Source organism: Gilliamella sp. App6-5 (assembly GCF_001690525.1).
GTDB lineage: Bacteria > Pseudomonadota > Gammaproteobacteria > Enterobacterales > Orbaceae > Gilliamella > Gilliamella apicola_H.
In genome coordinates this window covers 18,003-33,000 of the sequence record NZ_LZGT01000003.1, presented here as the reverse complement: position 1 = coordinate 33,000, position 14,998 = coordinate 18,003, and the positions used below count along the sequence as shown (strand labels likewise).

Annotated in this window: 15 protein-coding genes; 4 read left to right on the top strand and 11 right to left on the bottom strand. The window is 34.9% G+C overall.

Annotation, left to right across the window (positions count from 1 at the left end):
- Window positions 1-217: 217 nt before the first annotated feature.
- The 8 genes from A9G24_RS00335 to rpsU all read right to left on the bottom strand — a co-directional run bounded on the left by A9G24_RS00335 (window position 218) and on the right by rpsU (window position 8,825).
- Window positions 218-547, bottom strand: coding sequence for a hypothetical protein (locus tag A9G24_RS00335; protein WP_065637251.1), 330 nt, complete (start codon window positions 545-547; stop codon window positions 218-220).
- 139 nt (window positions 548-686) lie between these two features.
- Window positions 687-1,442: an SDR family NAD(P)-dependent oxidoreductase gene (locus A9G24_RS00330; protein ID WP_065637250.1), complete on the bottom strand. Its 756-nt coding sequence runs from the start codon at window positions 1,440-1,442 to the stop codon at window positions 687-689.
- Window positions 1,443-1,624: 182 nt separating this feature from the next.
- Window positions 1,625-2,077, bottom strand: coding sequence for a universal stress protein UspA (uspA, locus tag A9G24_RS00325; protein ID WP_065637249.1), 453 nt, complete (start codon window positions 2,075-2,077; stop codon window positions 1,625-1,627).
- A gap of 65 nt (window positions 2,078-2,142) precedes the next feature.
- A complete protein-coding gene (gene pitA, locus A9G24_RS00320) occupies window positions 2,143-3,657 on the bottom strand; it encodes an inorganic phosphate transporter PitA (RefSeq protein ID WP_065637248.1) in 1,515 nt (504 codons plus the stop codon).
- A 68-nt stretch (window positions 3,658-3,725) separates the two neighbouring features.
- A complete protein-coding gene (locus tag A9G24_RS00315) occupies window positions 3,726-4,697 on the bottom strand; it encodes a bile acid:sodium symporter family protein (RefSeq protein ID WP_065637247.1) in 972 nt (323 codons plus the stop codon).
- 64 nt (window positions 4,698-4,761) lie between these two features.
- Window positions 4,762-6,600 carry an RNA polymerase sigma factor RpoD gene (gene rpoD, locus A9G24_RS00310; RefSeq protein ID WP_065637246.1) on the bottom strand — a complete coding sequence of 613 codons (1,839 nt, stop codon included), beginning with the start codon at window positions 6,598-6,600 and terminating at the stop codon, window positions 4,762-4,764.
- Window positions 6,601-6,681: 81 nt separating this feature from the next.
- Complete coding sequence (dnaG, locus tag A9G24_RS00305; protein ID WP_065637245.1) at window positions 6,682-8,463, bottom strand: DNA primase; 1,782 nt, start codon at window positions 8,461-8,463, stop codon at window positions 6,682-6,684.
- A gap of 146 nt (window positions 8,464-8,609) precedes the next feature.
- Window positions 8,610-8,825 (bottom strand): 30S ribosomal protein S21, encoded by a 216-nt coding sequence (gene rpsU / locus A9G24_RS00300; RefSeq protein ID WP_034882800.1) that lies wholly within the window; start codon window positions 8,823-8,825, stop codon window positions 8,610-8,612.
- Window positions 8,826-9,011: 186 nt separating this feature from the next.
- Here rpsU and hemB point away from each other — a divergent pair, with 186 nt between their 5' ends.
- From hemB to A9G24_RS00280, 4 genes are all read left to right on the top strand, one after another.
- On the top strand, window positions 9,012-10,019 hold the full coding sequence (hemB, locus tag A9G24_RS00295) for a porphobilinogen synthase (protein WP_065637244.1): 1,008 nt from the start codon (window positions 9,012-9,014) through the stop codon (window positions 10,017-10,019).
- Window positions 10,001-10,342, top strand: a complete 342-nt coding sequence (locus tag A9G24_RS12395) for an integrase core domain-containing protein (protein WP_081303015.1) — start codon at window positions 10,001-10,003, stop codon at window positions 10,340-10,342. Before hemB ends, A9G24_RS12395 begins: the two co-directional genes overlap by 19 nt.
- Before the next feature lie 284 nt (window positions 10,343-10,626).
- Complete coding sequence (locus A9G24_RS00285; protein ID WP_065637243.1) at window positions 10,627-11,397, top strand: hypothetical protein; 771 nt, start codon at window positions 10,627-10,629, stop codon at window positions 11,395-11,397.
- A gap of 28 nt (window positions 11,398-11,425) precedes the next feature.
- Window positions 11,426-12,235 carry a hypothetical protein gene (locus A9G24_RS00280; RefSeq protein WP_065637242.1) on the top strand — a complete coding sequence of 270 codons (810 nt, stop codon included), beginning with the start codon at window positions 11,426-11,428 and terminating at the stop codon, window positions 12,233-12,235.
- On the opposite strand, the gene nudC is transcribed toward A9G24_RS00280, so the two are convergent.
- The 3 genes from nudC to yidD are packed head-to-tail and all read right to left on the bottom strand — an operon-like array spanning window position 12,232 to window position 14,966.
- On the bottom strand, window positions 12,232-13,035 hold the full coding sequence (nudC, locus tag A9G24_RS00275; protein WP_065637268.1) for an NAD(+) diphosphatase: 804 nt from the start codon (window positions 13,033-13,035) through the stop codon (window positions 12,232-12,234). The two genes, A9G24_RS00280 and nudC, sit on opposite strands and share 4 nt — an antisense overlap.
- Before the next feature lie 60 nt (window positions 13,036-13,095).
- Complete coding sequence (yidC, locus tag A9G24_RS00270) at window positions 13,096-14,724, bottom strand: membrane protein insertase YidC (RefSeq protein ID WP_065637241.1); 1,629 nt, start codon at window positions 14,722-14,724, stop codon at window positions 13,096-13,098.
- On the bottom strand, window positions 14,724-14,966 hold the full coding sequence (yidD, locus tag A9G24_RS00265; RefSeq protein ID WP_065637267.1) for a membrane protein insertion efficiency factor YidD: 243 nt from the start codon (window positions 14,964-14,966) through the stop codon (window positions 14,724-14,726). The genes yidC and yidD overlap by 1 nt, the downstream gene beginning before the upstream one ends.
- Window positions 14,967-14,998: the final 32 nt, after the last annotated feature.

The following is a 14,998-nucleotide window of genomic DNA, read 5'->3' as shown; positions in this document are numbered from 1 at the left end:
TTGAACATACTTTTTATATAAACTAAAAACCCGCCTTTTTGGGCGGGTTTTTATATTTTTTAAGGAAAAATCAACCCACCCTATATTGAATAATAGTGCCTAAGGTGCCAATAATGTTTGAAATAGTCATTATCATTTTCATCACTTCCCTAACTAAATTTATACTTTAAAATGCTAAAAACAAAACAGCCCGACATTTTCATGTCAGGCTGTAATTTTAAAAAACTTTTTTACTGTTTTCGTACTCATGAACGACTTTATTCAAAGCTTGGTAGATGCTTTCAGTATCTTGTTTTTCTAACGCTTCATCAAGAATATTAAGGTACGATAACATTAACTTTTGATTGTCTTCTGCAAACGTTGGCGATATTTCCTGATCTTCATATAGCATGACATAAGTGCGCGCAAATCCAAAGATCAAAAAATAAACCGCTGCATTTTTTGGGTCTTCTTGAATCAATGTCCGCATAGCGTTGCGCAGTTTCACATAGCTATCTGTACCCGGTAAACTTGTTGCAAATGTTTTAGTCACTTCAGTAAATGTCATTACCATTAACCTCAATCAAAATTACAAGGGAAAAGAATAGCAATCCAAAGAAAGAAGTGCAAGTCTATTTTGTTTTTTATATCTATTTTTTAAAATTAAAGAATATCGGTATTTATAATTTAATCCCGATGTTATTTGATTATTCACCTTCTTTGTAAACCGCTAATCCAGCTTGAGCTTGTGCAACAGGCATTATCTCAAGTGAATTGACATTAAAATGTGTTGGTGTATTAACTAACCATGAGACAGTATTGGCGATATCATCTGGAGTTATATAATCAATACCTTTGTATACGGCAGCTGCTTGTTCATTATTTCCATGAAATCTAACATTAGAAAATTCAGTACCACCACATAATCCAGGTTCGATATTAGTCACCCTAATGTTTGTTCCTAAAAGATCGGTACGCAAATTAGCACTAAATTGTTTAACAAATGCTTTAGATGCACCGTATACATTTCCACCTTTGTAAGCATAGGTACCGGCTACAGAACCAAGGTTAATGATGTAACCAAAATTATGCTCAACCATACTAGGCAAAAGCTGATGGGTCAAGTGGATTAATCCAATTATGTTAGTTTGGATCATTGTTTCCCAATCATTATAATCGGCTTGATAAGCAGGCTCTAACCCCAAGGCCAATCCAGCATTATTAATTAAAATATCGACAGGTTGGAATTCTTTAGGTAGCTGCAACAATATTGACTCTACTGCATCTTTTTTTGTGATATCCAAAGCTAAAAAAGTAAAGTTTCTTCCCAATTCATCCGCTAGCTTTTGTAATTTTTCTGCACGCCTAGCGACACCTACCACTTTATAACCATCTGCGATTAGCTTACGACAAATAGCTTGCCCAAATCCAGAAGATGCACCAGTAACTAAAGCGATATTCATATTCAATCCCCTTATTGACTATATAACAATTTGAGTGTATTTCCATAAATGCAATAGGTACAAACAAGAAAGTAGTAAATAAAAATATACTAAAACACATGCTTTTCTGAAAGTTTTTTACAAATTTATTTATGAAATACTAATAAAAAACCCGCTAATTAAGCGGGTTGATATTTAACACTTCATTTAGCTGGTTCTTCCACTGGCTCTTCATCCTTTAATGGAACAATCAAAGTATCAATATGGGTATTATTGATAAGTTGACGAGCAGAAGACATTAATTTACTCCAGAAATCCTGATGATGCCCACACACAACCAGATCAATGTTATATTCGTGAATCGCTTCAATTAATACTTGGTCAAATTCCCCATTGCCCGAAAGAGTATGAGCGATAGGATAACCTGCATCATCCGCTAATTTATTTAATGCAAGATGTGCATCTTCGGTAATACGATCTTTCATATCATTCATATTGATATCAACTAAACCCGTGTAAAGGTCTGAATAATTAATACCAACATGAATCAATGATATTTGAGCATTATATGGCCTAGCCATCGAAACGGCTTTTTCGACAAGAACTTCACTTTCAGGTGATAAATCAACTGCGACTAATATATGTTTATAAGCCATGATACTTTACTCCTTCCTATTTTTAACGCTCAAGTAAATTGAAAATCAGTACTCTACTTTTACTACTAAATTAATTTTTGAGCAAGCCAAAAAAGTGATCCAGATAACAAAATCGAAATTGGAAGTGTTAAAATCCATGTTAATGCAATACTTTTAATGGTTTTACTTTGCACGCCACCACCATCAACAATCATCGTCCCCGCAACCGATGAAGAAAGGACTTGAGTCGTCGATACTGGCATGCCGGTGTAACTTGCAATCCCAATTGATAAAGCTGTTGTGATTTGTGCCGATACGCCTTGTGCGTAAGTCATGCCTTTCTTACCAATTTTTTCACCGATAGTAATCGCCACACGACGCCAACCAATCATCGTCCCTACCGCTAATGCCGAGGCAACCGCAACAATAATCCAAATTGGGGCATACTCTACTGTCTTAAGTAAATCATTATTTAAAGATTTAAGATATTGTTTGTCTTCTGATGATACATTCGGTTGTTTGGCAACATGAGATACCGTATCAGATAAACATAACAATATACGTCTAGTTTGTGATCGTTGATCAACAGTCAATGAGCCGTAATCATTGATTTTGTTAAATAAGTGATTAGCAATCCCTAATGTGATAAATGAGCGTGAATAATCACAATGATATTTATTCAAATCGCCTTCTGGAATGCTGGTGTCTAACGCAGGCTGCGTACCAATTATTGTATTTAAATCATCATTATGGGTAACAAAATACTCTTGAATATTGTGAATCGCATTACGAGTATTTGTAATATCATAGGTGGATGCATTCATGTTAACAATAAAGCCAGCAGGAGCAATGCCCATTAATACTAACATTAATAAGCCGATACCTTTTTGCCCATCATTAGCACCATGTGAAAAACTCACACCAGCAGCTGAAATTATAAGCATAATGCGAATCCAAAAAGGGGGTTTCTTTTTGCCATAGAGTTTTTCACGTTGTTCTGGCGTCATGAAAATACGTTCTCGTTTTTTGCTGCTTTTTTTACTTTGGCTTTTACGTGTCCAATATTTTCTCAACAGAAAGATCATCAAGCCTGCAATCACAAGACCTACAATAGGGGAAACAATTAATGATAAAAAGATATGAATCATCTTAGGAATATTAAGGGCATCTATTATTGATGTATCCATAATAAATGCGTTAGTCAGTGCCACACCAATAATTGAACCAATTAGGGTATGTGAGCTTGATGCTGGAATACCAAGATACCATGTTCCAAGATTCCAAATGATAGCCGCAAATAAAATAGAAAAGACCATAGCAAGCCCATGTGATGAACTGACATTAAGCAATAAATCAGTAGGTAATAGATGAACTATGGCATAAGCCACACTGAGGCCACCAAGCAAAACCCCAAAAAAGTTAAACATACCAGCCATAAAAACAGCGAGTTGTTCCTTTAATGCCCTAGTATAAATTACTGTTGCAACAGCATTAGCTGTGTCGTGGAATCCATTAATTGCTTCATAAAAGAGTACAAAAAACAGTGCCAAAACTAATAGTATAATGGTCGAAAATTCTAATTCAGCAAATAGATGTAACATAATATATCTTTCTGTTGTTAATAGCGGCCCTATTATCCTTGAGAATAGGGCAATGAGCAAAACAATTTTTAAATTTTTCGTTTTGCATAATGTGCAGCTAAAAGCGCACAAATCATTAATTGAACTTGATGAAAAATCATTAAGGGTAAAATTATTATGCCAATTATCGACATAGGAAAAATAATGCTAGCCATAGGTATACCGCTCGCTAAACTTTTTTTGGAACCACAAAACACAATAGTGATTTCATCTTCTTTGTTAAAACCCAGTAATCTTGAACCATAAGTTGTTATTAATAAAACAATAATTAATAATATAATAGAATAAAAAATAATTGATAAAAGTGATAACAAACTAATTTGAGACCAAATGCCATTAGCAACGGCATCACTAAAGGCTACATATACAACTATTAGAATCGAGAATCGATCGGTTTTAGAAATGACACTTTTATATTTATCCACCCATTTGCCAATAAAGCGTCTTGATAAGTGACCAAGTAAAAATGGCAACATAAGTTTTAACATGATAGAAGTGATGGCATCTAGCATATTCATAGAATTTGAAGCTTGGGTATGCATCAATAAACTCACTAAAACAGGAGAAATAAACACCCCTAATAATGTTGATGCTGAAGCACTACAAATAGCCGCAGCCACATTGCCTTTTGCAATTGAGGTAAACGCAATAGCAGATTGAACGGTTGCCGGTAATACGCAAAGATAAACAAAACCCAAATAAAGATTTTGTGATAAGAAACTGGGAACCAAGACTTGCATCATCACCCCAAGGATCGGGAAGATAACAAAAGTAGTCATAAAAATAACCAAATGCAATCGCCAATTTTTTATGCCAATAACAATTGCTTGAAAAGAAAGCTTGGCGCCATGCATAAAAAAGAGTAAGCCAATAGCAAAGGTTGTGAGGTTTTCAAAAAAAACTTTGGTTTGCCCCTCACATGGGAAAAAATTTGCTGTAATGACGACACAAATTAGCGTTAATAAGAATGGATCAAGTTTAAAACGTTGGAGTATATTCATAGCTTTTAGCTTAATTAGTAAAAAAAATCGCCACAATTGTGGCGATCTAAATAGAAAATAAAATTTATTCTAAGAAACTACGAAGCACATCGGATCGACTTGGATGGCGTAACTTACGCAAGGCTTTAGCTTCAATTTGACGAATACGTTCACGTGTGACATCAAATTGTTTACCGACTTCTTCTAGCGTATGATCTGTATTCATATCAATACCAAATCGCATACGTAACACTTTGGCTTCTCTTGGCGTTAAACCAGATAAGATATCGCGTGTCGCACTGCGCAGGCTTTCAGACGTAGCTGCATCTAACGGTTGCTCAAGAGCGGTATCTTCAATAAAATCACCTAAATGGGAATCCTCATCATCCCCAACAGGTGTTTCCATTGAAATAGGTTCTTTAGCAATCTTAAGCACTTTACGAATTTTGTCTTCTGGCATTTGCATGCGCTCTGACAACTCTTCAGGTGTTGGTTCACGACCAATCTCTTGTAACATTTGACGTGAAATACGATTTAATTTGTTGATTGTTTCAATCATATGCACTGGAATACGGATTGTCCTTGCTTGATCGGCAATAGAACGAGTAATAGCTTGCCTTATCCACCAAGTTGCATAGGTTGAAAATTTATAACCACGACGATATTCAAACTTATCAACCGCTTTCATCAAACCTATATTACCTTCTTGGATAAGATCTAAGAATTGTAATCCGCGGTTAGTATATTTCTTCGCAATAGAGATAACGAGTCGCAAGTTAGCTTCAACCATTTCTTTCTTAGCACGACGTGCTTTAGCTTCACCAATAGACATGCGTCGATTAATATCTTTAATTTGCTCAATAGAAAGATTAGTTTCTGTTTCAATTTGCTGTAATAGATTGATCTGAACTTGGATAGGTTCTTCAAATTCTTTCAAACTTACAGCAAATGCACCTTTAGCAGTTAATGCCTTGTGATACCAATTCATGTTATTTTCATTACCGGTAAAATGCGTCATAAACTGCTTTTTCGGCATTTTGCATTGTTCCACACAGATCTTCATAATGGCACGTTCATGTGTTCTAACGCGCTCCATCATGCTTCTCATATTATTAACAAGAATATCAAACTGCTTAGCAACTAAACGGAATTGTTTGAATATTTCTGATAGATTTTCGATCTCTTTTTGTGCTTTTTTATGAGCACGACCATATTTTTTTATAGCCTCAGAAGTTTTATCATGTTGCTCTTTTAATTCAGCAAATTTAGCTTTTGCAACTTCAGGATCAATAGAAACATCATCATCAGTTGAAGCATCGCTTTCTTCATCCTCATTCTCATCGTCGCTATCATCAATGTCAATTTCGGTTTCACTAACTAACTCTTCAGGTAGTTCTTCAGAGACTTCTTCAGCATTTGGATCAACAAAACCTGTAATCAAATCAGATAAACGAACTTGTCCGCTTTCGATTAAATTATATTGCTCTAAAAGATAGGTAATGGCTTCTGGATATTCGGATACTGAAGTTTGAACCTGATTAATACCATCTTCAATACGCTTAGCAATATCAATTTCGCCTTCACGCGTTAACAGTTCAACCGCCCCCATTTCACGCATATACATACGAACGGGATCGGTTGTTCTACCAATTTCTGACTCAACATTAGATAATACTAATGCTGTCGCTGCTTCAACGGCCTCTTCATCAGGGACATTATCGGAAAGTAATAACTCATCAGAATCTGGGGCTTCTTCAAGAACTTGAATCCCCATATCATTAATCATTTGGATAATATCTTCAATCTGATCTGAATCAATAATCTCTTCAGGCAAGTGATCGTTGACATCAGCATAGGTCAGGTATCCTAGCTCCTTACCTCGAATGATTAGGAGTTTAAGCTGTGATTGAGAATTTTGCTCCATAAAAGGTATCCACTTTAGTTATTTGGTCATCTATATTATATATGTAGAACAGTATCTGAAATCTACATGTACCCTATATATTTAGTCTTTTTTTGATAAAACAAGTATTAAAGTCGCCAATTCTTTTTTCTCTGCGGTACTTAAACCGGAGACTCTCTCTTTTGCGATTAGTTCATCTTGCCTTTGGGCGAGTATGTTATCATACAACTCTTTTAAAGTATGTGAAAAAGTTGAATCTATTTCATCATCTTGATAATGGCACTCCCATGTTGATAAACGATTTAATTGTTTATAAAACGGTCTATCTATACACTCTGTTAATATTTGTGCTGTCGTTATATTGGGATAACGTTGACATAATTCAAGTAATTCAATGAAGATCTCAATACCTGCCATTTTAACTTGGCGAATCACATTAATATCAGAAACTTGCTCAGCAAGATTAGGGTATTGAAGTAATAAACCAATTAAAACACGCATAGTGGTTAATTTCATTTGTGATACAGGGACTTTTTCTTTCGCCTTTTCATCACTTTTAGATCGATTTTCATTCATTAATTGCTCTAGCTGAGAGACATCAAGCAAACCTAAATAATTGCCAAGTTTTTGTAATAAATTTAATCTGAAAGCTTTTGCTTTAATTTGATCAAGTAGCGGTAATGCTAACGAGCTCAATTTAGCTTTTCCTTCAGCTGTTTTTAAATCAACCTGTTTCAAAAGTTCATCAAATAAAAACTTTGATAAATTTGAGGCCTCATTTAAATATTTTTCAAAACCCGCTTTACCAACTTTACGAACAAAACTATCCGGATCTTCATCTTGAGGTAAAAAAGCAAAGGTAATTTTCTTACCATCGATTAAGCAAGGCAATAATACATTAAGAGCTCGCCAAGCGGCACTTCGCCCAGCATTATCGCCATCATAACAAAATATTACCGAATCTGTTGCTCTAAATAATAACTTAATATGTTCTTCTGAAGTTGCCGTGCCTAAAGAAGCAACTGCATAATCAATGCCATATTGAGCAAGCGAAACTACATCCATATAACCTTCAACCACGATGAGTTGTTGAGGATTACGATTCACTTCTTGTGTTTCATAAAGTCCATAAAGTTGAAAACCTTTATGGAAAATTGGTGTTTCCGGTGAATTAATATATTTTGCTGGATCATTAATGATAGTTCGTCCACCAAATGCTATCACGTTTCCTTGCCTATCACGGATAGGAAACATGATTCGTGCCCGAAAGCGGTCATATTGATTACCACTATCATTGGTTACAAGCATGCCTGCTTGTTCATAAAGCACTGCTTCAGCTTTTGTTTTAACAATGTTTTGTGAAGTTAATCGCCAATCATTAGGGGCAAAACCAATTTTATATCTAGCAATAATTTCAGCGTTCAGCCCTCGATTTTCAAGATATTTTTGAGCATCGATAGATGTTGGTAATACTAATTGCTGCTGGTAGAAATCCGTGATTTTAGCCATCAAGGTATACAAATCACGACGTACATTTCGAGATTCAATATGCTTGGATTGATCTATTTGATTGTTATCACTATCAATATAAGGTACTCGAATCCCTTGTATACTAGCCAATTCTTCAATGGCTTCAGGGAAAGACAACCGTTCATATTGCATTAAAAAATTAACAACCGATCCCGATGCACCACATCCAAAACAGTAATAGATCTGCTTTTTCTCATTCAGCGAAAAAGAGGCTGTTTTTTCATCATGGAAAGGGCAGCAACCAAAATAGTTATTCCCTTTTTTTTTCATTTTAACGCGTTTACTAATCACATCAAGAATGCTAGTTCGAGCAATGAGATCTAAAATGAAATCGCGAGGGATATGACCTTTCATGATAAATTTTCAACCAATTTAGGTGTTATAGAAAGACAACAAGCCGTATCAAAAATACGGCTTGTTAGAATTCTTTATATTAAAAAAAATAACAAATTGATTTTAATATCAATTCAAGTTTTCAGTATAAATAATCTTAAAAACAATTAATATAGACGAGTGCGACGAGCGTTTTCTCTTTCTAATTTTTTAGCATGGCGTTTAACAGCTGCCGCTTTAGCTCGTTTACGAATAGTCGTTGGTTTTTCGTAAAATTCACGATTACGAACTTCAGCTAAAACTCCTGCTTTTTCACAAGAACGTTTGAAACGACGTAATGCTACATCGAAAGGTTCATTTTCACGTACTTTAATTACTGGCATGTGCCTCTCACCTCAAATTTGTTTAATATCACAAGGGACTAAAATTTAGTGCGTAATTTTACCCCTAATCAATATATGTTGTAAAGTAAAAAATCGAATTATTCTAAGAGAGCAAATTAATTTGCCAATCAACATATAGCGTCAGATAATAAATGAAATCTGATTAAGAATAAACAGGAGTTTTTCATGCCATCATTTACAGGTCAATATCCAATTCGCCGCTTACGTCGTAATCGTGCCCATGATTTTAGTCGTCGTATGGTTGCAGAACACAGCTTGACCGTCAATGACCTCATTTATCCAGTTTTCATTATTGAAGGCAATAATGTTACTGAACCCATTACCTCAATGCCAAATGTAAATCGAATGAGCATTGATGTATTACTAAAAGAAGCAGAACAAGTAGCTAAATTAGGGATTCCTGTTCTTTCATTATTTCCTGCTATTGAACCAGCAAAAAAATCACTACTTGCTCAAGAAGCATATAATGAAACTGGATTAGTACCGAAAGCGATTCGAACATTAAAAAAAGAGTTCCCTGAGCTCGGAATACTCACTGATGTCGCACTTGATCCTTATACCACCCATGGACAAGACGGCATTATTGATGAACAAGGGTACGTGCAAAATGATCGCTCTGTTAAGACGCTTGTAAAACAAGCGCTAATGCAAGCAGAAGCGGGAGTGGACATTATCGCACCAAGCGATATGATGGATGGACGCATTGGCGCAATACGTAATGAGCTAGAAAAACACGGTTTTGTTAACACTCAAATTATGGCCTATTCAGCTAAATATGCATCTTGTTTTTACGGTCCTTTCCGTGATGCTGTCGGTTCTGCCAAAAATATTAAAGGTGGCAATAAAAAAACTTATCAGCTTGATCCTGCTAACAGTGATGAAGCATTACAAGAAATTTATCAAGATTTAAGCGAAGGTGCAGATATGGTCATGGTTAAACCAGGTATGCCTTATCTTGATATAGTACAAAGAGTCAAAGAAACTTTTGCTGTGCCGACTTTTGCTTATCAGGTTTCTGGCGAATATGCCATGTTAACAGCGGCAATTAAAAACGGTTGGTTAGATGAAAAATCAGCCATTATGGAGTCTTTACTTTGTTTTAAACGCGCAGGAGCCGATGGTGTATTAACCTATTTTGCCAAACAAGTCGCCAAATGGTTGCACCAAAAATAAATATATTTATTCAAATAGATAATAATTACGCTCTCCAATATTTGGAAGGCGTATTTATTCCAATAACGGACGTAAATATCAAAGCACAGGCGAACACTTATTTGTTAAAACGTGTAATAACTATCGTATCAATCAAAAATTTACCAAACCTGCCCGCAAACGAATGGGAAAGCGGAAAGAATGATACGCACTTTAATATGGAAATGTGGCATAATCAGCAAATATTCGAAGATTCAAAAGATAGGCAACAAAAACTTAAGCAATTTATTATCCATTATAATACAGTTAAACCTCATAAAGTGCTTTCGGGAAAACGCCTATGAGTTTTAAAGGATTATTTTAATTATGAAGTGTAAACAACTCGACTTTTCCTACAAAATATCTAACATATCGAATCACATTATCAATCATACTATTTAATAACAATATAACTTTCATTCTTCACCTGGGCATCGATAATAAAAAAATAAGAAATAAAAATAAGTTATCACTTATTCTTGGTTAAGAATTACTCTTTGCTAAAAATTGTAAAAAAGTTTCGGGGAAGCTATATGTTTAAGTAAAAATCTGATAATATTTACAGGGATAAGCGATAAGGGAATAAAAAATGATTTATGAACTCGTACCAACCGAATTGCATGATGAATTTAAAGCTTTTCATCATGACCTAGAAAAAATAACATCGCAACATGTACAAGCTTGTCCATTTTGTAAAAAAACTGAATTTTATTTAATTCGTTCAAAACCAACTAAAACATACCGTTGTAAAGATTGTCATAAATATTTTACTGTTTCAACCAATACTCCTTTCAATCGTTTAATGCCATTTAATTGGCTAGAACTTATCTTTACTAGTCGCATAAAAAATATTAGTTATCTCAATATTGCCAAAAAACTTGAAAGCTCATTAGAAAAGGTAATGCGTCGAGATCGTGCTATTATTCATTATCTTCAAATCTATTACCCATCATTGCATAAGTGGTATACACATCAAAAACAAACCGCCTTAATGCCAACTTTAGCAGAACAGCATCAAAACATTAAAGCTAAAGTAACCGCCTTATTGAATGAACAAAGTCCAACTTGTATACACTGCGGATCGAACGAAACAACCAAAGTCGGTTCTCGCACTTGCTATCGCTGTAAACGCTGTCGACATAGTTTTAATATTTTAAGCAACACTAGTTTAAACCGAATACCAAAACCTGAATTATGGCTACAATTCATCGATCTACTTGTCTCTGGAGCTAATAATTTACAAATAAGAAAAGCACTTAATTTACACAATGATACTGTACGTAAATGGCGTTCTGCTTGGTACCACATGATGAAAGATTGGCACTACGAAGCACTTGCTACTTGGTGCAAAAATAAATAAGACAACAGAATAAAAGGAAATCTGCTCTATGAAAAAAAATAGTTTATTTTTATATATATGTATATTTAGCAGTACACTATCCATCAGCGGTTGCGATGATAAAAAAACAGTTGATGAAAAATACTCGCCACAATTACCGACAGCAATGATTAATAGTTATCTTTTTCATACTGAACCAGAACTTTTACCGTTTAATAAAATGATTAAACAACAACATATTCAAGGCTTATCAAGTAAAACCATTAATTACAATGAACAAGGATTTGTAGCTAATTATGATTTAGAAGGGTTACATGGCGACATTAACTATGAAACAGCTAAATATAGCTACGGTATGGGCGACACCAGAAATGTTTATGAGATTACTTTTGATTCATCGAAAAATATTCTTGGCATGAAAAACAATAATAATAATATAGTTGCAAGTTCAGAATTTGATGAACAAGGTCGTTTGGTTGAAACCACCCTATCACACTTTGCAGAAAATAACGTCATTTTTAATAGCAAAATTATTTATGACAACGACCGTGTCGAGCTTGTGTTATATAACGCTTATGTTCCTGTTGATGAAAAAACAAAGTTCCCTGTATTAGCTCAAGAAAAAGATGTCGTTTACAATGCCAATAAACAATTAGAAAAAACCATCACCAGAACCTTTAAATTAGCATCAAATGGTGACATCATCATTAATGATAAAAATGAACAAGAGGTTGAACTCACCGAAACGTGTACTTATTCAGATTATAATCAAAACAACGATTGGACTAAAGCTGTTTGTATTACAACAGGCGATGAATCAAAAACTGTTAATCTAACTAGAACTATTGAATATAATTAATCATTACCGTATTCATCATAGTCACGGCAAAGTATAATTGTATCTTCAATTAAGCGTCTTGCAATGGTGCCATACTCAGGAATTTTAGGTAATTGTGTGTAATGGTACCAGTTTGCTTCAATGAGTTCATTTTTGTCTACCACTATTTCACCACTATCATAATCAGCTAAATAAGCCATCATTAATGAATTAGGAAATGGCCAAGGTTGCGAGCCTACATAACGAATATTCTTAATTTTGATTCTTGACTCTTCAAATACTTCCCGCTCAACTGCGGTTTCCATTGTTTCACCAATTTCAGTGAAACCAGCTAAAACAGTATACAAGTTATCTTGATTATGCCTAACATGCTTTGCTAATAAAATTTTATCTTTGTGGCGAATAGCCACGATAATAGATGGTGAAATTTGTGGATAGTAACGCTCTTTACAATGGTCACACATACAGCACCATTCTGTATTACTAATATACATCTCATGTCCACAATAGCCACAATATTTATGAGAACGATAAAACTCAGAAAGTTGTACAGCCCGACCTGCTATATTAAATAAGGATTGATCGGTTATATCCAGTAATTGACGAATTGAACTCATTGCATTTTTCATTTCATCACAAATCAGCCAAGCAATTTGCCCATTCCATTCGCCTATTGGTTGCGCACACTTATGGGTAAACCCAAGTTTATCGGCACGCCCAACAGGAACTTCACCATTAGGTAACCATAATCGACCATTAGCACTGACAAACCAATAACCTATTTCATTACCAGTTAAATTAAATTGTTGTTGTATATTCATATCATTGACACCCAAAATAAAAACGAAAAAAGGAGGGTTTTACTCCTCCTTTTTTCAATACTATTTCTTTTTCTTCTCGTGAAGTCCTTTTTTCTCAAGTTCCCAGTAGATAATTCGCTGCTGAGCAATTGTGAATAAGTTACTAACGATATAATATAAAACTAAGCCTGATGGGAACCATAAAAAGAACAACGTAAAGATCAATGGCATATAAGTCATTAATTTTTGTTGTAGCGGATCGGTAACAGGCGTTGGTGACATCTTCTGGATTAAGAACATGCTAGCACCCATTAATAAAGGCAAAATATAATAAGGATCTTGTGCTGATAAGTCATAAATCCAAAGTGCAAATGGCGCATGCCGTAGTTCAACTGCGTTACCTAACATATAGAATAATGACAAGAAAATCGGCATTTGAATAATTAATGGCAAGCAACCACCTAATGGGTTCACTTTTTCTTGTTTGTAAATTGCCATTGTTTCCATACTCATTTTTTGTCTATCATTACCATAACGTTCTTTTAAAGCTTCTATACGAGGCTGTAGTAACTTCATTTTTGCCATTGAACGATACTGCGCACGAGTTAATGGGAATAAAATACCTCGAACAATAAATGTGATGACAATAATTGAGATGCCCCAGTTACCAATAAAACTTTGAATAAACTTCAATAAGTAAAATAATGGTTGTGACAAGAACCATAACCAACCATAGTCAACAACTAAATCAAGATGATTAGCGGTTTCTTGCAATTGACTTTGAATTTCTGGTCCTAACCATAGTTTTGCTCCAATGGTTTGTGTACTACCCGCAGGAATAACAGCTGACTCACCTTTGAAACCAATCGTTGCTTGTGATTTATTAGCCGTTGCTCGTGTATAAAATAAGTTATTTTTATCCTGTGTTGGCACCCATGCTGAAGCAAAATAGTGCTGTAACATCGCAACCCAGCCTGTTTGCGTCTCAACCGCTAACGCTTTATCTTTGATATCATCAAAACTATATTTGCTGTAGTTAGTGCTCGAACTTGAATAAGCGGTGCCACGGAATGCACTTTGTCCTAGTCCACTTCCCCCTTCGGTTGGTATATCATCAGGTAATTTAATGGTTTGTTTTAATTGACCATACATTGCTACATCAACAGGTGCACTGCTTTGGTTATTAATGTCATACTGAACATCAACTGCATAATTACCTCGATGTAATATGTAATATTTAGTATAACTTACACCATTAACTTGATAAGTAAGTGGAACACGCAATTCATCTTGCCCATCAGCTAACACATATTCTAACTTTTCAGTTTGATAGACAGGGCGTTTTGAGCCTTGAGTCGCATTATCTGGACCATCTTTACCTGTTAAACCACTTTCTGCAATATAAACAAAATCAGGGCGTGATGTTAATAATTGGAACGGCGTGCCAGAATGAAGCGTTTGCTCATATTTTAACAGTTGTGCAGCTTGTACATCACCGCCATAAGTATTAATGGTGAGTGACAATACATCTGATTTTACATTAACTGTTTTACCCAACATTGAGCCATCTGCTGAATCATCATCACTCATTTGTTGCGTTAATTGATTTGCGATTGGCGGTTTAGGTGCGTGATCTTCTTCCCACGCTTTCCAAATAAAAAAAGATACAAAAAGTAAAGCAATGACTAAAATATTACGTTGAGATCCCATTAGTGTTTTTCTCTATTGGTTTTAATTTTTGGAGGAACAAAATCTTCTCCTCCTTCATGTAAAGGATGACATTTTAATACACGTTTAGCTGTTAGCCAACCACCTTTTATTAATCCAAAACGTCGTAATGCAATTATTGCGTATTGTGAACATGTCGGTGTAAAACGACATTTAGGGCCAAGTAAAGGACTAATAACACGCTGATACACACGAATAAAAAGCACAAAAGCATTCACTATCATACATTTACATGCATAAACATGCTGTTTGATAA

Bases quoted from the DNA above. Each gene is read 5' to 3' on its own strand.
- A9G24_RS00335 (WP_065637251.1), bottom strand. From the start codon at position 547: ATGACATTTACTGAAGTGACTAAAACATTTGCAACAAGTTTACCGGGT.
- A9G24_RS00330 (WP_065637250.1), bottom strand. From the start codon at position 1,442: ATGAATATCGCTTTAGTTACTGGTGCATCTTCTGGATTTGGGCAAGCT.
- uspA (WP_065637249.1), bottom strand. From the start codon at position 2,077: ATGGCTTATAAACATATATTAGTCGCAGTTGATTTATCACCTGAAAGT.
- pitA (WP_065637248.1), bottom strand. From the start codon at position 3,657: ATGTTACATCTATTTGCTGAATTAGAATTTTCGACCATTATACTATTA.
- A9G24_RS00315 (WP_065637247.1), bottom strand. From the start codon at position 4,697: ATGAATATACTCCAACGTTTTAAACTTGATCCATTCTTATTAACGCTA.
- rpoD (WP_065637246.1), bottom strand. From the start codon at position 6,600: ATGGAGCAAAATTCTCAATCACAGCTTAAACTCCTAATCATTCGAGGT.
- dnaG (WP_065637245.1), bottom strand. From the start codon at position 8,463: ATGAAAGGTCATATCCCTCGCGATTTCATTTTAGATCTCATTGCTCGA.
- rpsU (WP_034882800.1), bottom strand. From the start codon at position 8,825: ATGCCAGTAATTAAAGTACGTGAAAATGAACCTTTCGATGTAGCATTA.
- hemB (WP_065637244.1), top strand. From the start codon at position 9,012: ATGCCATCATTTACAGGTCAATATCCAATTCGCCGCTTACGTCGTAAT.
- A9G24_RS12395 (WP_081303015.1), top strand. From the start codon at position 10,001: ATGGTTGCACCAAAAATAAATATATTTATTCAAATAGATAATAATTAC.
- A9G24_RS00285 (WP_065637243.1), top strand. From the start codon at position 10,627: ATGATTTATGAACTCGTACCAACCGAATTGCATGATGAATTTAAAGCT.
- A9G24_RS00280 (WP_065637242.1), top strand. From the start codon at position 11,426: ATGAAAAAAAATAGTTTATTTTTATATATATGTATATTTAGCAGTACA.
- nudC (WP_065637268.1), bottom strand. From the start codon at position 13,035: ATGAATATACAACAACAATTTAATTTAACTGGTAATGAAATAGGTTAT.
- yidC (WP_065637241.1), bottom strand. From the start codon at position 14,724: ATGGGATCTCAACGTAATATTTTAGTCATTGCTTTACTTTTTGTATCT.
- yidD (WP_065637267.1), bottom strand. From the start codon at position 14,966: ATGATAGTGAATGCTTTTGTGCTTTTTATTCGTGTGTATCAGCGTGTT.